22 protein-coding genes and 1 pseudogene are annotated in these 17472 nt (G+C 69.7%); 11 read left to right on the top strand and 12 right to left on the bottom strand.

What is annotated here, in order from left to right:
• Positions 1–8 precede the first annotated feature (8 nt).
• On the bottom strand, positions 9–1532 hold the full coding sequence (locus G537_RS0119920) for an amidohydrolase family protein (RefSeq protein ID WP_026871623.1): 1524 nt from the start codon (positions 1530–1532) through the stop codon (positions 9–11).
• A 325-nt stretch (positions 1533–1857) separates the two neighbouring features.
• On the opposite strand from G537_RS0119920, the gene G537_RS38865 reads away from it, so the two are divergent.
• The 7 genes from G537_RS38865 to G537_RS38860 all read left to right on the top strand — a co-directional run bounded on the left by G537_RS38865 (position 1858) and on the right by G537_RS38860 (position 7193).
• The gene (locus G537_RS38865) at positions 1858–2607 is read left to right on the top strand and encodes a GntR family transcriptional regulator (protein ID WP_051248690.1); all 750 of its coding nucleotides are present in this window, start codon (positions 1858–1860) and stop codon (positions 2605–2607) included.
• Position 2608: 1 nt separating this feature from the next.
• Positions 2609–3832 carry an NAD(P)/FAD-dependent oxidoreductase gene (locus tag G537_RS0119910; RefSeq protein WP_026871622.1) on the top strand — a complete coding sequence of 408 codons (1224 nt, stop codon included), beginning with the start codon at positions 2609–2611 and terminating at the stop codon, positions 3830–3832.
• A gap of 7 nt (positions 3833–3839) precedes the next feature.
• Complete coding sequence (locus G537_RS0119905) at positions 3840–4844, top strand: 4-hydroxyproline epimerase (RefSeq protein WP_026871621.1); 1005 nt, start codon at positions 3840–3842, stop codon at positions 4842–4844.
• A 199-nt stretch (positions 4845–5043) separates the two neighbouring features.
• Positions 5044–5412, top strand: coding sequence for a DUF423 domain-containing protein (locus G537_RS0119900; protein WP_034852359.1), 369 nt, complete (start codon positions 5044–5046; stop codon positions 5410–5412).
• Positions 5413–5459: 47 nt separating this feature from the next.
• The gene (locus G537_RS0119895; protein WP_026871619.1) at positions 5460–5690 is read left to right on the top strand and encodes a sulfurtransferase TusA family protein; all 231 of its coding nucleotides are present in this window, start codon (positions 5460–5462) and stop codon (positions 5688–5690) included.
• Between the two features lie 3 nt (positions 5691–5693).
• Complete coding sequence (locus G537_RS0119890; RefSeq protein ID WP_026871618.1) at positions 5694–6623, top strand: histone deacetylase family protein; 930 nt, start codon at positions 5694–5696, stop codon at positions 6621–6623.
• 129 nt (positions 6624–6752) lie between these two features.
• On the top strand, positions 6753–7193 hold the full coding sequence (locus G537_RS38860; RefSeq protein WP_081688923.1) for an acyl-CoA thioesterase: 441 nt from the start codon (positions 6753–6755) through the stop codon (positions 7191–7193).
• Between the two features lie 9 nt (positions 7194–7202).
• On the opposite strand, the gene G537_RS0119880 is transcribed toward G537_RS38860, so the two are convergent.
• Complete coding sequence (locus G537_RS0119880) at positions 7203–7823, bottom strand: helix-turn-helix domain-containing protein (protein WP_034852357.1); 621 nt, start codon at positions 7821–7823, stop codon at positions 7203–7205.
• A 139-nt stretch (positions 7824–7962) separates the two neighbouring features.
• On the opposite strand from G537_RS0119880, the gene G537_RS0119875 reads away from it, so the two are divergent.
• Positions 7963–8937 carry a quinone oxidoreductase family protein gene (locus tag G537_RS0119875; RefSeq protein WP_026871616.1) on the top strand — a complete coding sequence of 325 codons (975 nt, stop codon included), beginning with the start codon at positions 7963–7965 and terminating at the stop codon, positions 8935–8937.
• A gap of 6 nt (positions 8938–8943) precedes the next feature.
• Here the strand turns inward: G537_RS0119875 and G537_RS0119870 are convergent, their stop codons facing one another.
• From G537_RS0119870 to G537_RS43780, 3 genes are all read right to left on the bottom strand, one after another.
• The gene (locus G537_RS0119870; RefSeq protein ID WP_026871615.1) at positions 8944–9228 is read right to left on the bottom strand and encodes a hypothetical protein; all 285 of its coding nucleotides are present in this window, start codon (positions 9226–9228) and stop codon (positions 8944–8946) included.
• Between the two features lie 147 nt (positions 9229–9375).
• Positions 9376–9579 (bottom strand): 30S ribosomal protein S21, encoded by a 204-nt coding sequence (gene rpsU, locus G537_RS0119865; protein ID WP_026871614.1) that lies wholly within the window; start codon positions 9577–9579, stop codon positions 9376–9378.
• A gap of 44 nt (positions 9580–9623) precedes the next feature.
• On the bottom strand, positions 9624–9770 hold the full coding sequence (locus G537_RS43780; protein ID WP_155888684.1) for a hypothetical protein: 147 nt from the start codon (positions 9768–9770) through the stop codon (positions 9624–9626).
• Between the two features lie 335 nt (positions 9771–10105).
• On the opposite strand from G537_RS43780, the gene G537_RS38855 reads away from it, so the two are divergent.
• Positions 10106–10921 (top strand): DUF1194 domain-containing protein, encoded by an 816-nt coding sequence (locus G537_RS38855; protein ID WP_034852354.1) that lies wholly within the window; start codon positions 10106–10108, stop codon positions 10919–10921.
• Between the two features lie 83 nt (positions 10922–11004).
• Here the strand turns inward: G537_RS38855 and G537_RS0119855 are convergent, their stop codons facing one another.
• From G537_RS0119855 to G537_RS38845, 7 genes are all read right to left on the bottom strand, one after another.
• Positions 11005–11340 (bottom strand): RebB family R body protein, encoded by a 336-nt coding sequence (locus G537_RS0119855; RefSeq protein WP_026871613.1) that lies wholly within the window; start codon positions 11338–11340, stop codon positions 11005–11007.
• Between the two features lie 88 nt (positions 11341–11428).
• Complete coding sequence (locus G537_RS0119850; protein WP_155888683.1) at positions 11429–12022, bottom strand: hypothetical protein; 594 nt, start codon at positions 12020–12022, stop codon at positions 11429–11431.
• Positions 11982–12329, bottom strand: coding sequence for a hypothetical protein (locus tag G537_RS0119845; protein WP_026871611.1), 348 nt, complete (start codon positions 12327–12329; stop codon positions 11982–11984). Before G537_RS0119845 ends, G537_RS0119850 begins: the two co-directional genes overlap by 41 nt.
• A gap of 47 nt (positions 12330–12376) precedes the next feature.
• Positions 12377–14077: a hypothetical protein gene (locus tag G537_RS0119840; RefSeq protein WP_026871610.1), complete on the bottom strand. Its 1701-nt coding sequence runs from the start codon at positions 14075–14077 to the stop codon at positions 12377–12379.
• Between the two features lie 55 nt (positions 14078–14132).
• The gene (locus G537_RS45435) at positions 14133–14621 is read right to left on the bottom strand and encodes a hypothetical protein (protein ID WP_051248688.1); all 489 of its coding nucleotides are present in this window, start codon (positions 14619–14621) and stop codon (positions 14133–14135) included.
• A gap of 16 nt (positions 14622–14637) precedes the next feature.
• The gene (locus G537_RS0119830; RefSeq protein WP_026871609.1) at positions 14638–14868 is read right to left on the bottom strand and encodes a RebB family R body protein; all 231 of its coding nucleotides are present in this window, start codon (positions 14866–14868) and stop codon (positions 14638–14640) included.
• On the bottom strand, positions 14861–15622 hold the full coding sequence (locus G537_RS38845; protein WP_211230437.1) for an RNA polymerase sigma factor: 762 nt from the start codon (positions 15620–15622) through the stop codon (positions 14861–14863). The genes G537_RS0119830 and G537_RS38845 overlap by 8 nt, the downstream gene beginning before the upstream one ends.
• Positions 15623–16178: 556 nt before the next feature.
• Here G537_RS38845 and G537_RS38840 point away from each other — a divergent pair.
• Positions 16179–17162, top strand: a pseudogene (locus tag G537_RS38840) (MFS transporter); the annotation flags it as partial.
• Between the two features lie 127 nt (positions 17163–17289).
• On the top strand, positions 17290–17472 hold a 183-nt coding region (locus G537_RS45610; RefSeq protein WP_425402299.1), incomplete at its 3' end, for a helix-turn-helix domain-containing protein.

Here is a 17472-nt window from a genome sequence, read left to right as displayed (position 1 = left end):
CCGCCCGGTCAGGCGAAGGCCGACCAGTCGACCGCGCCGGACACGTAGCCGTAGCGCAGATTCGAGCGCGCCGGCCCGTTCCTCTCGTATTCCTCCTTCATCAGGGCGAAGCGGTCGCGGTCGGGGCCGATGTCGCTGCGCCGGCCGATATTGAAGTCATAGAGCCTGGCGTTGGTCCCGCCGAAGATCGCGGTCTTGACCGGGCCGTCGGCGGCGCCGAGCGGCTTGAACCCGTACTGCCTCTGCATGTCCTCGGGGATCTCCAGCCGGCGCAGCGCCTCGATCTGCCATTGCGGCGACCCGGTCCACACCGCGTCGGTGCCCCAGACGACGTGGTCATAGCCCATGCCGCGGCCCAGGATGCCCATCAGCGCCGCCGCCAGCCGCGGCTCGGCCACGACGCTCTGCGCGAAGAGCTGGCCGACATCGGCGTAGACATTGGTGACGCCGAACTTTTCCGGAATCTCGGCGAGATCGCTGACCCATGACACACGCCCGGTCTCCTCGAACTCGCGCCAGCCGTCCTCGGCCCGGCCGCCCGCGGCATGGCGGTAGCCGGCGTGATAGATGACGAAATTCAGCTGCGGCCAGTCCTTCGCCGCGCGGCCGACGTCGCGCACATCCGCATAGGCCAGGAGATGCGGGTAGCGCTCGGCCGTCGCCCGCGGGAACAGGCCCTTGTGCACGCAGACATTCTTGATGCCGTATTTCACGCACAGATCGTAGGCCTTGTAGGTGACGGCCTCGTCATCCATGAACCAGGGATGCCGGGCCTGGTCCTTGTTGGTGTTGTCGCCGACGGTATAGCCCTTGATCGATTCCGGCCGGCGCTGCAGCGACCCTTCGAGATGGTCCAGCCAGCCGTCCCAGCCGGGCGTGAAGATCGCATGCGCGAACATGCGGCGGGCACCGGCCTCCCGGTTCACCCTGTCGCGCGCGTCGATCATCATCTCGTTCGTCAGGAACCAGTCGCGCGGGATCTCCGACGGCGAGCTCGAGATCAGCGCGATCTTCGTGTCGCTGTCGAGATAGATTTCCTTGAAGTAGTTGTTGAACTTGAGGTCCTCGAGCGTCTGCGGCTTGCCGACGAGAGCCGGGTTCCAGCCCGCCTTGCCCACCGCCTCGCGCGATCGGACGAAATTCTCCAGCCTCGTGTCGTCGCGCAGGAAATGCGTGTGCATGTCCATGATGAACTGGTCCTTCAGCGCGGCCGCGCGCTCCTGCGCCATGTCGGGCGTGGCCGCCTCGGCGCGGCTCGCGTCGAAGACCGCGCCGAAGGTTTCGTTCAGCGCCACGAAGCCGGCCGCCATCCCGGCCGCGGTCTGGAAGAAGGCCCGGCGCGACAGCCCCTGGCGGCCGCCGAGCTCGTCGGCCATGGCCAGGAGGCGCGTCTCGACCTCCTTCTGCCGCTCGCTCTGCGGCGGCGGCGTGTATTCGTCGCTGGAGACGATCTGCGTCGGGATCGGCGTCCGGTGCGGCAGCAGCTCGGACGGCACCAGCTCGGCAATCTCCTCTTCGGTCAGAAAGCCCATGATCTCCTCCGGTCTCGGAACGGGTATCGGGACAGCGGATCACGGTCGTTTGATCCTACACGGCCGAACGGCCGTTTCCGTCGGTCCGGTCATCGAGCCATTGACAATCGACGTATCCAAATGAATATATCGACTAGGCAATCGGGCTCTCCCCGACGCGCCTCCCAGGCTGCGCCCGGTCCCGTCCCAAGCCCGGCGCGCGGCCCAGCCTTCGGGGGCGGCGGTCCTTCCGCCGCCCTTTTTCTTGGTCGCGCAGCTTTGTCGACAAACTGCATTCCGTCAGCCTATCATCGAGATTGGATCGAGAGGCAGGGAAGGACACGCCTTGGCGCTCACGGCGAAGGGACGGGAGAACGGCGAGGCGCGGCCGCGCGGCGGCGGGGTCGCCAAGGTCTATGAGGCGCTGAAGCACGACATCCTCGACCTGGTTCTGGCCCCCGGCTCGGCGCTGGACGAGAGCCGCCTGGCCGAGCGCTTCGGCCTGTCGCGCACCCCGATCCGCGAGGCGCTGGTGCGGCTGGCCGCCGACGGGCTGGTCGCGACCCTGCCGAACCGCAACACCATCGTCGCGCCGATCGACTTCTCCGCCCTGCCCGCCCATTTCGACGCGCTGACCCTGATGCACCGGGTCACCACCCGGCTGGCCGCGCTGCGCCGCACCGCCAAGGACCTGGACGAGATCCGCATCCACCAGGCCGCCTTCGGCCGCGCCGTGGCGGCGGCCGACGCGATCGGCATGTCCGATGCCAACCGCGACTTCCACCTGGCGATCGCGCGGGCCGGCCGCAACCGCTACTACACCGAGCTGTTCGGCCGGCTGCTCGACGAGGGCCGGCGGCTGAACCGGATCTACTACGCCAGCTTCGACGACCATCTGCCGGCCGAGTTCGTGGCCGAGCACGAGGCGATCATCCAGGCCATCATCGACCGCGACGCCGACCGGGCCGACAGCCTGGCCCGCGCCCATGCCGGCCAGGTGGTGCGGCAGATCCAGGGCTTCCTGGCCAGCGGCGTGGGCGGCGACGTCGTCCTCGGCCCTGCGGCCGAGCCGGCCCAGCCCTCGCTGCCGGCCTGAGATGGCCGGCATCGCCATCATCGGCGGAGGGGTGATCGGCTGCGCCACGGCCGCCTGGCTGGCGGCGGACGGGCACGAGGTCACGGCCTATGAGCGCCGGCCGGAGGACCGCTACGCCTCCGCCGGCAATGCCGGCATGCTGGCCTTTCCGGAGATCACGCCGCTGGCCCGGCCGGGCGTGCTGACATCGGTGCCGCGCTGGCTGATGGACCCGCTGGGTCCCCTCGCCCTGCGCTGGCGCGACCTGCCGGCGCTGACGCCCTGGCTGCTGCGCTTCCTGGCGGCGGCCAGGGCGGAGCAGGTGGAGCGGTCGACCGCCGCCCTGGGCGGGCTGATGCGCTCGGCCCTCGACGATCACCAGGAGCTCGCCCGCCGCGCCGGCCTATCCGGCCATCTGCGCCAGACCGGGGCGATCGACCTCTACGACACCGAGGCCAGCTTCCGCGCCGCCCTGCCGGAATGGGAGCTGCGCCGGCGCCTGGGCGGCCACAACTTCGAGCCGCTGACGCCGGACCAAGCCCGCGCCCTCGTCCCGGACCTCGCCGGCGGCTTCGCCCGCGCCGTGCTGTGCCGGGCCTACTGGATGGTCGACAGCCCGCTCGGCGTGCTGCAGGGCCTGCGCCGCGGCCTGGGCGACCGGCTGGTCGCCGGCACCGTGGCCGCGGTCGAGCCAGGCGCCGACGGCGTCTCCGTCCGGCTGGCCGACGGTACCGCCCGGACCTTCGACAAGGTGGTGGTGGCGGCCGGCGTCTGGTCGCGCGAGATCGTCCGCGGCCTCGGCCTGAAGGTGACGCTGGAGACCGAGCGCGGCTACAACACCACGATCCCGGAGGCGCCGGTGCGCCTGCCGATGCCGGTGGTCTTCGCCGATCACGGCTTCGTCGCCTCGCCCCTCTCCGACGGCCTCAGGATCGGCGGGGCGGTGGAGCTGGCGGCGGTGGATGCGCCGGCGAACCTGGCCCGCGCCCGGGCACTGCGGCGCAAGGCCCGGCGCTACCTGCCGGCGATCCAGGAGACCGGCGGCACGGAATGGATGGGCCGCCGCCCCTCCACCCCCGACAGCCTGCCGGTGATCGGGCCGCATCCGCACGACCGGCGCATCGTCTTCGCCTTCGGCCACGGCCATCTCGGCCTGACCCTGTCGGCCACCACCGCCCGCCTCGCCGCCGGCCTGCTGTCGGGCACCCCGGCCCCCGCCCCCTTCGGCATCGAACGGTTCCAGTGAGAGTGCCATGAGCAAGAGCAGCTTCTTCTGCATCGACGCCCACACCTGCGGCAACCCGGTCCGCGTCGTCGCCGGCGGCGCCCCGCCGCTGCAGGGCGCCTCCATGAGCGAGAAGCGCCAGGCCTTCATCGCCGAATACGACTGGATCCGCACCGGGCTGATGTTCGAGCCGCGCGGCCACGACGTGATGTCGGGGTCGATCCTCTACGCCCCGACCCGCGACGACGCCGACGCCGCCATCCTGTTCATCGAGACCTCCGGCTGCCTGCCGATGTGCGGCCACGGCACCATCGGCACGGTGACGGTGATGGTCGAGGAGGGGCTGGTGCGGCCGAAGCAGCCGGGCCGGCTGCGGCTGGAGGTGCCGGCCGGCATCGTCGACGCGGAGTACGAGCAGGATGCGGCCGGCCACGTCACCTCGGTGCGCATCCGCAACGTCCCCTCCTTCCTCTACAAGGAGAAGCTCGACTTCGAGGTGCCGGGCTTCGGGCCGCTGGTGGCCGACATCGCCTATGGCGGCAACTTCTACGCCATCATCGAGCCGCAGCCGGGCTATGCCGACCTGGAGGACCTTTCGGCCGGCGAGATCCAGCGCCTGTCGCCGATCGTCCGCCGGGTGGTGAACGAGCGCTTCGACATGGTCCATCCGGAGGACCCGACCATCCGCGGCCTGCGCCATGTGCAATGGACCGGCCGGCCGAAGCACCCCGAGGCGCATGCCCGCAACGCCGTGTTCTACGGCGAGAAGGCGATCGACCGGTCGCCCTGCGGCACCGGCACCTCGGCCCGCATGGCCCAGCTGGCGGGGCGCGGCCAGCTGAAGGCCGGCGACGCCTTCGTGCATGAGAGCATCATCGGCAGCCTGTTCCACGGTCGGGTCGAGGGCACGGCCAAGGTCGGCCCGTATGACGCGATCATCCCCTCGATCGCCGGCCAGGCCTGGATCACCGGCTACAACACCATCTTCCTGGACGACCGCGACCCCTTCGTCCGCGGCTTTACGGTCATGTGACGGCGGCGCCCGCCCCGCTACTGTGTCCCCCGGACGATTCGCGGGGCTTCTTCGGAGTGCTCATCTCACAACGTCATTGCGAGGAGGCAAAGCCGACGAAGCAATCCAGGGGCGGCTCGCATCGGCCCTGGATTGCTTCGCTGCGCTCGCAATGACGGTGTTGGGTTTCCGAGAAGCCTTCCATCTGCGGGAGAACGGGATGATCGACCGGGTGCTTCTGATCGGGGCCGGGCTGCACGGCGCGATCGCGGTGGTGATGGGGGCCTTCGCCGCGCACGGCATGGCCAATGCGGCGCCGGAGCGGCTGGGCTGGGTGCAGACCGGGGCGCATTACCAGCTGGTCCATGCCGCCGCCCTGCTGGCGCTCGCGCTGCTGGGCCTGTCCGGGCCGCTGCGCTGGGCCGGCTGGGCCTTCCTGGCCGGGGCCGCGATCTTCTCCGGCACCCTCTACCTGATGGCCTTCGGCACGCCGCGCTGGTTCGGCGCCATCACCCCGATCGGCGGCGTGCTGCTGATCCTGGGCTGGGTTCTGGCGGCGTGGGCTGCATTCCGCGCAGCGGAAAGCTGATGCGGGAAGCGTTGGCCGCGGGCGCGGGCCGGGTTAGGCTCCGAACCATGGCCGACCTCGATCTCGACGCGCGCGACCTGATCTGCCCGATGCCGGTGCTGAAGGCGCGCAAGGCGCTGCAGGGGCTGGCGCCGGGCCAGGTGCTGGACGTCCTCGCCACCGACGCCGCGGCACGCAAGGATTTCCCCGCCTTCTGCGACGCCACCGGCCATGTCCTGGTCGCGGTGACCGAGGAAGGCGACGGCGTCACCCGCTACAGCATCCGCAAGGCAGGATAGGGCATGGACACGCTGCTCTTCACCCATCCGGCCTGCATCGGCCACGACACCGGCCCGGGCCATCCCGAGCGGCCGGACCGGCTGCGGGCGGTGCTGGCGGCGCTGGAGGACGAAAGCTTCGCCCTGCTGCAGCGGCGCAAGGCGCCGGAGGCGACGCTGGAGCAGATCGCCCGCGCCCATCCCGACGGCTTCGTCCGCCGCCTGCTCGCCGCCGTCCCCTCGGAAGGGCTGCGGCCGGTCGATGCCGACACGGTGCTGTCGCCCGGGTCCGGCGCCGCCGCGCTGCGGGCCGCCGGCGCCGGCTGCGCCGCGGTCGACGCGGTGCTGGCGGGCGAGGCGCGCAACGCCTTCTGCGCTGTGCGGCCGCCGGGGCACCATGCCGAGACGGCGCGGGCCATGGGCTTCTGCCTGTTCAACAACGTCGCCATCGCGGCCATGCACGCCCGGCTGGCGCACGGGCTGGGCCGGATCGCGGTGGTCGATTTCGACGTCCATCACGGCAACGGCACCCAGGACATCTTCTGGTCCGAGCCGGACCTGCTCTACGCCTCGACCCACCAGTCGCCGCTCTATCCCGGCACGGGGGCCGAGGACGAGACCGGCGTCGCCGGCAATATCGTCAACGCACCGCTGCCGCCGATGTCGGGCGGCGTCGAGTTCCGCCGGGCGATGGAGCGGATCGTGCTGCCCGCGGTCGACGGCTTCGCGCCGGAGCTGCTGCTGATCTCCGCCGGCTTCGACGCCCATGCCCGCGACCCGCTCGCGCATCTCGAGCTGAGCGAGTCGGATTTCGCCTGGGCGACGACGGAACTGATGCGCCTCGCCGACCGGCATTGCGGCGGCCGCGTCGTCTCGACGCTCGAAGGCGGCTACGACCTGCGCGGCCTCGCCCTCTCCGCCGCCGCCCATGTCCATGCGCTGATGACCGGCTGAGACCGGCCGACATATTGCAACGCAACATTCACAACCCATTTAGGAACACGCAATTGACTCAGGCTATGCTGCATCGCAGCATGACCCGAGCGACCGGAAGGAAACGCCGCATCACCGTCGAGGTCTATGATGTGGCCCTACACCACGCCCGAAGCCGACTATCTGACCGTTCCGCCTGAGAAGGCCGCCCCGCCGGCTGAGGCCGGGCCGCGCGGCGAGCTCGCCGCCCGCACCCTGGCGATGCCGGCGCATGCCAACCCGTCCGGCGACATCTTCGGCGGCTGGATCATGTCGCTGATGGACGAGGCCGGGGCGATGACGGCGATGAGGCTCGCCCAGGGCCGGGTGGTCACCGTCGCCGCCACCAACATGGCGTTCATCCATCCGGTGAAGGTCGGCGACGTCGTCTGTTGCTACACCGATGTCGCCCGGATCGGCCGCAGCTCGATCACCCTGACCATCGAGGTCTGGGTGCTGCGCTCCGGCATCGGCGACCGGATGAAGGTGACCTCCGCCGAATTCACCTTCGTCGCCCTGGACGACGCCGGCAAGCCGCGCCCGATCCGCTGAGACGGCGGCCTATCGCGCCGGCGCCGTGATCCACAGCGCCCGCGCCTCCGCGTCGCCCGCGGCGATCAGGGCATGCCCCATGCGGGCGTCGAAAGTGACGGCGTCCCCGGGGCCGAGCTCGACCGGGCCATACTGCTCGGTGAACAGCGTCACCCGGCCGGCGAGCACATAGAGAAAATCGTCGCTGTCGTGGCGCTCCCAGTCCTCGAACGCGTCCAGCGACCGGGCGCGGACGGTGACCTCGGCGGCGAGGAAGGGCGCGTTCCGCAATTCGCCGGTGAACAGGCGCAAGCCGTAATTCGGCATCTCGGTGGCCGCCCCCTCGCCCGCGCGCACCACGATCCGGCGCCCGCGCAGGGGAGAGGCGGCCGGGCCGAACAGCGCGGCCAGCTCGATGCCGAAGCCGCGCGCCAGCTTCTGCATCGCCTGGAAGGTCGGCGACATCTCGCCCCGCTCGATCTTCGACAGAGCCGAGCGGGACAGGCCGGTCCGGCCGGCCGCCTCCTCCAGCGTCCAGCCGCGCTCGGCACGCAGCCGGCGGACGGTCTCCGCCAGATCGATCGGGGGTGGGGAGCCGGCGGGCGCAGCGCCTTCCGGGGTCTTCGCCCGCAGCACATCCAGCAAGGGCATGGTCGTTCCCGTCGTTGCAGCCTCCCGCTTGTCGGGCGGCCGCGCCCGCCCGTCAAGCCGACTTTCCACTATGATGGAACTTTCCACTATAGTAGATGAAGCGGTGGCCGGCTCGCGGCCGTTGCTGAGGGACGAATTCATGGAAGCGCTGGTGTTCGACCGCTTCGGCGGCCCCGAGGTCCTGGACTACCGGAGGCTGCCAGATCCGCCGGTGCCGCCGGGCCATGTGCTGCTGGCGATGCGGGCGGCGGGGCTGAACTTCGCGGACCTGCACCGCCGCCGGGGCCATTATCGCTTGGCCGGCACGGCCCCGCATATCGCCGGCTACGAAGGCGCGGGCGACGTGGTCGCGCTGGGCGACGGGGTCGACGGCATCCGCATCGGCGACCGCATCGGCTTCGCCGACGTGCCCTTCGCCAACGCCACGCGCGTCGCCGTGCCGGTCGAGCGCGCGATCCCGCTGCCGGACGATATCGGCCATCGCGAAGCCGCCTCTATCCTGCTGCAGGGCCTGACGGCGCAGTATCTGGTGCAGGACAGCGCCCCGGTGCGCAGCGGCGCCAGGGTTTTGATCCATGCGGCCGCGGGCGGGGTCGGGCAGCTGCTGGTGCAGATGGCGAAGCGGCGCGGGGCCACGGTCTTCGCCCTGACCTCCACGCCGGCCAAGGCCGCCATCGCCACGGCCATCGGGGCGGATCACAGCCTGACCTATGCCGAGGACTGGGTGGCGGCGGTGCGGGCGCTGAGCGATGGCGGGGTCGACATCGCCTATGATTCCGTCGGCACGACGCTGGCGGACAGCCTGGCCGCCGCCCGGCCGCGCGGCACGGTGGTGGCCTACGGCATGGCCGGAGGCGACCCTCCGGCAATCGATCCACGCCAGTTGATGGAACAGTCGAAAGCGGTGGTCGGGGGCGACCTGTGGGACCATCTCGACAGCCGCGGCAGCCGGCTGGCCCGCGCCGGCGCGCTGTTCGCCGCGCTGCGCGCCGGCGAGATCGCCCTGCCCGAGATCGAGGTCTTCCCGCTGTCGCGCGGCGCCGACGCGCATCGCCGGCTCGAAAGCCGCGGCGTCACCGGCAAGATCGTGCTGGTCCCGGACGAGGCGGGCTGAGGCGGGTCAGTCCAGCGCCGCCGCGATCTCCGCCCATTCCTGCTCCAGGCTGACCGAGGGCATCGGTCGGCCGGCCTGCCGGTACCAGTAGCCGGCATTGCCGAGGTCGCCTTCCTTGCGGTGCAGATAGGCGTGGGCCCAGGCGGCGTCGGCGCCGTCCTCGGAATCGACGCAGCCATGGGCGCGGTCCCAGTCGCCCTTGGCGTCCCACCACAGGGCGGCGAGCGGCGGCGACAGGGCCGCGGGCGGGCGGTCCTCGGCCAGAGAGCGTCTGAGGGCGGAGACATCCATGGGTCGGCCTCCCGGATCGGTATCGCCCCATCCTTCGCCACGAGCCGGCCGGAGGCAATGCCCGGAATCAAAAACGAGGGGCGAAGGCCCCTCGTCTCATCCGGCGAACCGATGACGGGTACGGGGCCGTGCGGCCCCGGAACCGGATCAGTAGCCCTGGTGCAGCATCCGCTTGCGCAGCGCCTTGCGCTGGCGGCGGACGGCTTCGGCTTCCTCGCGGATGCGGCGCTCAGACGGCTTCTCGTAAGCCCGACGCTGCTTCATCTCGCGAAAGATGCCCTCGCGCTGCATCCGCTTCTTGAGGACGCGCAGCGCCTGGTCGATGTTGTTGTCGCGGACGAGCACCTGCATCGGGCAAAGGCCTTTCACTATGGGGTTGGGCGGGGTTACGCCTTTCAGCCGAGAATGTCGAGAACGATTCGACGAATCTCGGCGCGGGACAGCTCTGCCCTGCGCGGCGGCTGCCGCAGGGACGCGGCGGCCGATGCCGGCGTCGGACGACGCGGCAGGCGGGGCAAGGTCTTGATCTGTACGGTTTTCATGTCTGTTCTTTACGGTTCGGGCCCTTGGGGCCTCATTGCACTCAATATCGCTCAAGCCGCGACATGCGGGCCATCGGCCTGCCCATCGCTGCGCAAAGCACGATCGACAGGCGAAGCGCCTGCCCTATCGCTCGGATCATGGTTGGGAGGGGGATCCGGGCCGGTTCATCGAAGCGGCGCGGATCGTGTCGAAACCGATCTCGAAGCTCCATATGGGGGAACGGCGCCCAGTTTGCAAGCCGCCGGATGAAAAACCGGCCGGGGCGGAGATGACACCGGGCCGGATCGTTCCCACATCGAAACCAATGTCGTCGGCTGCGCAAGGGGGGCTTGGAATGCGCCTCGGCATCGTCGGACTCGGCCTGATCGTCACCGCCTTCCTGCCGGCGGCGCCCGCGGCGGCGCAGGACCTGCCGGTCGATCTCGAGCTGGTGCTCGCGGTCGACGTCTCCCGCTCGATGGACGACGATGAGCAGGCGCTGCAGCGCGACGGCTACGTCGCCGCCCTCGGCCACCCCGAGGTGATCGACGCCATCGCCTCCGGCGTCAACGGCCGCATCGCCATCACCTATGTCGAATGGGCCGGCGCCAATTCCCAGGCCGTGATCCTGCCCTGGCGGCTGATCGACGGCGCCACGGCGGCCCGCACCGCAGCGGCCGACCTGGCCGAGGCCTCCGGCACGGTGATGCGGCGCGGCACCTCGATCTCCGGCGCCCTCCTGTTCACCGCCGGGCTGTTCGACGACAACGGCTTCGACGGCCTCCGCCGCACCATCGACATCTCCGGCGACGGGCCGAACAATGCCGGCTGGCCGGTGACCGGCCCCCGCGACATGGCGCTGGCGAAGGGCATCACCATCAACGGCCTGCCGATCATCCTCAAGCGCGGCGGCTTCGGCGGCCTGCCCGAGCCCGAGATGCTGGACGCCTATTACCGCGATTGCGTCATCGGCGGCCCCGGCGCCTTCACCGTGCCGGTCCGCAGCCCGCAGCAATTCGCCGAGGCGATCCGGCGCAAGCTGGTGCTGGAGATCGCCGGCGCCGTGCCGGCTGTGACGCCGGCCGCCTTCATCCCGGTCCAGGCCGGCGGCACCGATTGCCTGATCGGCGAGAAGACCCGGCCGCGCTGGCTCGACCAGGATCAGCGATAGGGCATGAAAAAGCTCCCTCCCGATCGCTCGGGAGGGAGCCGATGACGCCGGCCGGTGGGGACGGCCGGCGTCGCGGCGCCGTGTCAGCGGCCGCCGGCGCCCTGCAGCGCCTGCAGCACGGTCAGCAGCGAGGTCAGGTTGTCGGCGACGCCGGCCTGCCCCACCTTCTCGGCGCCGCCGGCGCCGGCCAGGGTGTCGACGCTGTAGATCTGCATGACGCCCTGGTTCACGGCCGCCTGGGCCAGCGTGTTGCCCTGCTGCTGCTGTGAGACCGCGTTCTCGAACAGGATGCCGGTCGAATGCGCCATGGTCTGGAACAGGGTGCCCATCGCCATGGCGGGGGCTTCACCCACGACCTTGACGTTGGACTGGGTGACGGCGTCGGTGACCATGGGGTTGACGGTGACGGGATCGGGCATGTCCGTACTCCTCCGGTTGATCTCGCGAAGGCGACGCCCTCGCGCATGAGAAAGGACGCCGGAGCCGGGCGGTTGTGAACCCGATCCCCTATCGCATCGGCCGGCCGCGCGGCTCGGCCGCCGGCTGCGGCGCCGCGGCGCCGCTCACGATCGACGCCAGCTGGGTCTGCAGCGGCGCCAGCCTCTCGTCGACACGCCGGTCGACCTCCTGCTCGATCACCCGGCGCAAGGCGTCGCCGATCTTCTGCGGCAGAAACTGCACCTTGGGCTGCGGGACGGAGGACGCGGCCGACGGCTGAGGCGCCGCCTGGACCTGCGACAGCGCCCGGCCGCCCGACCGGGCGATCGCCTCCAGCGTGCCCGGATCGCTGAACAGCGCGACCAGCGCGTCCTGCTCCTCCGCCAGGGACTGGGTCAGGCGGCGTGCCGTGGCGGTGATGGCATCGATCACCTGCCGGGTGGCGGCCAGATCCTCCTGGGTCTGCGCCGCCACCGCCTTCTGGCGCTCGGTGGTGGCGGCGGCGCGGGCCAGCAGGCCCGGCAGGAAACGGCGAAGCCCGCCGTAATCCGCCTGCGCCGAGTCGACCTCGGCGCCGGACCGGATCAGGCGGGCCAATATCCCTTCGGCTCCGGGGCCGGCGTCAGTGCCGGTGGCCGCGGAACCGTCCTTTGCATCGGTCATCGCATCTCTCCTCGCCACGGATCTGCTCGTCGTTCACGGGCAGCGGCCGGCCGCATTGCTCGCAGCACGGGACCGCCGGTCCGCACTCGTCGGCGTCGCCGGTTTCCATGCCCTGCCTGGCCGCGGCCACGGCAGCGGCGTGGCGCAGCGCCGCCTGCGCCCGGGTCAGATGATGCACCAGAGGCGGGTACCACCCGGTCCCGACCCGCGGCCGCCCGGCATCGGTCAGCGCCGAAGCCCAGTGCCGCAGATGGTTGGCCAGCACCACGTCCAGCTCCTCGCGGATGTAGTCGACGTCGCGATCCATCGGATGTCCCTCGCAGATTTCGCGGGCGGCAGCGCACGCCGCGGCGGTCAGCCCTGGCCCAGCGTGCCCAGCAGCACCGCCGCCCGCTGCAGCAGCCGGATCTGCTCGGTGGTGAGCTGGCCCGAGCGGGCGGGCGCGGGCGTGGCATCGCCCGCCGTCGCTGGGGGACCGCTATCCGTGTCGGCTCTGGCCAGCGTGTCGGCCGATCCACTCTCCGTTGCCGTCTGCGACAGCGCGACCCCGGCCAGCTTGGTCGTCATCCCGATCGGCAGGCTGGTGGCCGGCGCTTGTTCCGGACCGGCCAGGCTGTAGTCGACATTGCTATCCACGGCAAAGCCCAGCATGCCGTCGCCGGCCAAACCCAGGAAGCTGCTGTTGCGAATGCGTTCCTTGGTCGCGGCGGTCGCGTAATCCTCTTTGGCATTGCCGATCGCCACGGGGCCGAAGATCGCACGCCCTTCCGGCGAGACATAGCCGGTCGTCGCCAGCTGTTTCAGCCACACGAGCTTCGACCGCCCATCCTGCGTCACGATCTCGTCGGAGACATCGCGCGGATAAAAGACGTTCGAGTCCATGTCGTAGTAGTAGAGAACCTCCATCCGGTCGAGGTACTGCCCCCCGAAGGACGAGCGAAGGAGCGTCGTTCCATCCGGCAGGATCTGAAGGGTCCGGCCGCCAGTGGAGAGGCTCGCAATCCTGTCGATCGTCGCGCCGTCCGGCTCTGCCCGGCACATGTAGCAGGGCTGGAACGAGCTGAAGAAGGCCAGGGCTTCGGCCCCCTTGTCAGCGGTCAGGAATTGCGCCTTGATCTGGACGATCGTCTCGGCAGCCAGCCGCGACAACCGGGCGATATAGCGCACCACGGCGCTGTCCTCGACCCAGTCGTCGTCCCGGCAGACGACGTTCATGAACGAGACCACCCGGGTCTCGGCATGGGCGATCCGGCTGCGCTTCTTCTCGTTGGGGACGAGAAGCAGAAAACGGAACCGGCCGTCCCCATCCATCTCGGCCAGCGCCGCCGCGATGTTGTATCCGCGGCGGCCCTGCGTGTCGTCCCAGATGTTGGACAGGTACGCCAGCATCTGCCGCATGGCGCTGTCCGGGGTCGGCTGCCACGGCGGTTGGGTTTTCAGGCACCGCGCGAAGACATCCGCCACGAAGATCTGGTCGATCTTTTCGCAGAAGGCCCGGTCGGCCTGGATCGTATGGACAAAGTCTTCTTGCAGGAAGGTGTAGTTCCGCGGCGACGGCTCTGACTTGTTCCTCTTGATTCGGAAGACCCCGGCTTCCCCGACCGCCTTACCGTTCGACCGGAGGTCCAGGAAGACGTGACAGTTCAGATCGTCGGACTCGGGATGCCTGACGAGGAGCTGGATGCCAGCGTCCGGCTTCTGCTCGAAGATCATCTTGTCGTTGTCGATATAGAGGAACGGCAAGGCTTCGTAGGCGATCGAATCCCAGCCGGGCACGGCGACATCGAGGATGATGTGCCCGTTCTCCTTCGCGGCGGCGGCCAAGTAGCTCAGCGCCGCCGGCAACAGATAGACGCCGCTCGTGTCATCCGACTGTGCCGTCCACGCGTCCGCCGTGCGATTGATGACCTCGTCCGGCGTCGTCAGGCTGTACAGATAGAAATCCTTGGCGGCGGTCAGGTCGCCGCGGTAGCGGGAATAGCTCAGCTCCGGGATCGCCAGCACATAGGTGCGGCCGGGTGCCAGCTGGCTCACATACTGCTGAAACGTTGTCATTGCGGATCTCCTTCCCGCTGCGCTCCGGAGAATTCCGGCGCGGTCCCGGTGCCGGTCAGGACAGGTCGCCGATGAAGGTCCGGGCGCCGGTGCCGGCGGTGCTGCTGACCGTGCCGAAGACCTCGACCGCCTTGGCGACCATGGCCTGCGCCTTTTCCAGGACCGGCGCCTCGGTCTCCGCCGCCTCGGGGTTCTCGGCCATCCGCTTGGCCACCACCGCCTGAACCGCGAGCGCGATCTGCATGACCGCGTTCATGTAGCTGGTGGCGTCCTGCACCGCGAGGCCGGCCGCCTCGGTCACCATCACCTCCGGCGGCCCCTGCACCAGCTGCGGCAGGGCCGCGGCGGTCTGCTGGTTGGCGAAGCCGACCGCCTGGACGACCTGCTGGTTCAGCGCGTTGGTCGAGACCGGCGGCGGGGGCGGCGGTGGTGGGGGAGATCCCGGCGGGGGAGCGGCGGCCTCGGCCGGCGCCTGGGGTGCCCCGGTGCCGGCAGCCTCCGGCTGCGCGGGCGGCTGTGAACGGAACGGGTTTCCGAGCGGCATGGTCCGTCCTCCCCGCTCACGGCTTCGCCGCCACGTCCATGATCAGCTGGCAGGCTTTGGACACGATCGCCGTGGTGATCTGGTTCATCGCCTGCTGGCTCTGCACCGCGTTCTGGACCGACAGGCCGGACGCGTGGCTGACCACCTGGTACAGGGCGGCGATGGCCTGGGCCGGCGCCTCCGCCACCACCTTGACGTTGGTCTGGGTGACCGCATCGGTGATCTGGGGATTGACGGTGTCAGCCATGGTCGTGCCCTGCCGTTTGCGCCGTGGAGCCGTTGGTGCCCCTAGAGACGTCCGGCCTCAGTCGGTGTGAAGGCTTTTTCCGGCCGTCCCGCCGATGCGCCTCGGACACCGCGTCGCGCAGCCGCTCGCGCAGGAACTGCACGCGCTTGCGCGCCAGGGGCTGGGAGATGTTCAGGAACTCGGCGATGTCCTTGTAGGAACGCTCCTCGCAGAAGCGCATCCGGAACAGCATTCGGTAGGACGGCGACAGGGTCTCGACCGCGTCGAGCACGGCCTTCAGCGTCTCCTGCAGCGGCAGGATCTGCTCCGGATCGGTCCCGTCATCGGCGGGCGGCTCGAAGTGATCGGCGTAGACATCGATATGGAAATCGTGAATCTGCCGTTCGTTTCTGCGGCGCCGGCAATAGCTGATGAATTCGTTGTGCAGGGCGTAAAGGAAGAAGGCCCTGGGCTCGCGGATGACGGTCTGATGCCGGCGGACATGGTTGACCGTCTTGATGATCGTCGAGGACAGGATTTCCTCGGCGTCCTCGATATTGCCGTTGGTGAGACGGATCGCCCGCCGGCGGAGAAGTGTGGTGTTGCTGATCCAGCTGTCCCAGATATCCGGCGCAGGCGCGCCCGTGCCGGTCGGCGACGCGGCGTCACGGTCGATCATGTGTCCTCCCCGAAGCACCCAGCCGCCAGCGGCTGGGAACTCGAGCGGATCGACGCGGAAACCGGCGCTCTGTGAAAAGTCACCGAAGATTCGCAATATAAATTCCAGTGATTGGTTATATTTTAGAAAAATTTTTAGTCCAAACTCCGAATGCCTCTGCCAATTACATGAGATTATCTGAAAAGAATGGAATCGAATTAAGAATCTCCCGTACAGATCGAACGAGGAACTTCACCCCCTTTCGCAAGGACATCGTCCTCCCGAGAAAGAAACACCTGCTGGAAGCGAGATGCCGCACCTTGGCCTGTGGAGGTTCTGCGCATCGAGGTCGCACACGCAGCATATCGTTCCTATTTCTGGTCTGGATTCCTCGCCAACGGCACCGATGCAATTCTGGACCGGCGGCGTTGAATCCAGGAGTCGAGCTCGACCGGGACAACGGAGCACCGAATCCTTTGCCGGTGGCGGCGGCGTCCGGCTGGAACCGGTTGGCTCGGTCGACCGGAAGCGGGCGGGCACGGCGTCAGGCGCTCGGATCGGCCTCCACATTTTCCAAGTCCTGGATTGACTTATCGATCGCTCCCGCCAATAAACGAAGCAAGAACTTGGAATACCCTGCGGCCGGACCGGCCGGGGATCGAGGAGACGCGACATGTCGAGACCGGAGCCGGGCTGGGGCGCGCTGTTCTCCGGCGCCAATGCGATCCGCTCGCTGGCGCTGGCCGGCGGCACGGCGCTGCACGCCGTCAGCGTCTACATCGCCATCACCATCCTGCCCTCCGTCGTCCGGGACATCGGCGGCCTGGACTACTACGCCTGGAACACCACGCTCTTCGTCGCCGCCTCGATCCTGGGGGCGGCGCTGTCGCCCCGGCTGCTGGCGGCCTTGGGGCCGCGGGGCTCCTATGTCGCCGCCGCCCTGGCCTTCGCGGCGGGCGCGGTGGCCTGCGGCCTGGCCCCGACCATGCCCGTGCTGCTGCTCGGCCGTCTTGTCCAGGGGCTGGGCGGCGGTTTCATGCTGGCCCTGTCCTACGCCATGATCCGTCTGGTGCTGGACGAGGCGCTGTGGTCGCGCGGCATGGGGCTGGTCTCGGCCATGTGGGGCGTGGCGACCCTGCTGGGCCCGGCGGTCGGCGGCGTCTTCGCCGAGCTGGGGGTCTGGCGCGCCGCCTTCTGGTGCGCCGCCCCGCTGGCGGTGCTGTTCGCCCTGCTGGCCGCGTCGGTCCTGCCGCGACGCGGCGACGCCGGCGACCGCTCCGCCCTGCCGCTGGTCCAGCTGGTCCTGCTCACCGCCGCCGTCCTCGTCGTCTCGGCCGGCAGCGTCTCGCCGGACATCCGCCTGGGGACCGCGGGTCTGGCTGCCGCGGCCGTCATGATGGCCGCGCTGGTCGCGGTCGAGCGCCGTGCCCGGACCCGCCTGCTGCCGCGGGGCATCTTTCAGGCGTCGTCGCCGCTCAGCAGCTTGTTCGCGGTGATGGCCCTGCTCACGGTCACGGTGACCGGCAGCGAGATCTTCATCCCGCTGTTCCTGCAGGCCCTGCACCAGCAGACGCCGCTGGTCTCCGGCTATCTCGCGGCGCTGATGTCGGCCGGCTGGTCGATCGGCTCGATCACCAGCTCCGGCGCCCGAGACAGGGCCGCCGGCCGCGCCATTCTCGCGAGCCCGGTGCTAGAGCACTTTCCGATCTTCAGGAATCGTGGGGGATTCCCGAAGGCTGGGAATTCTGATTCAAGATGCAGGCTGGTGAGGGAGGCCAGCTTGCATGACGCGACCTCTTTCGATGGACATCCGGGACCGGCTGGTTCGGGCGGTGGACGGCGGCATGACGCGGCGCTCTGCGGCCAAGCGCTTCGGGGTTGCCGCCTCGACGGCGATCAAGTGGGTTGAGCAGTGGCAGCGTACCGGCGCGGTGGCGCCGCGACCGCGGGGCGGTGATCATCGCTCG

The sequence above is a fragment of the Inquilinus limosus DSM 16000 genome, assembly GCF_000423185.1.
Lineage (GTDB): Bacteria > Pseudomonadota > Alphaproteobacteria > DSM-16000 > Inquilinaceae > Inquilinus > Inquilinus limosus.
Note: the sequence above shows the minus strand (reverse complement) of the source record. Positions and strands in the feature narration are given on the sequence as shown.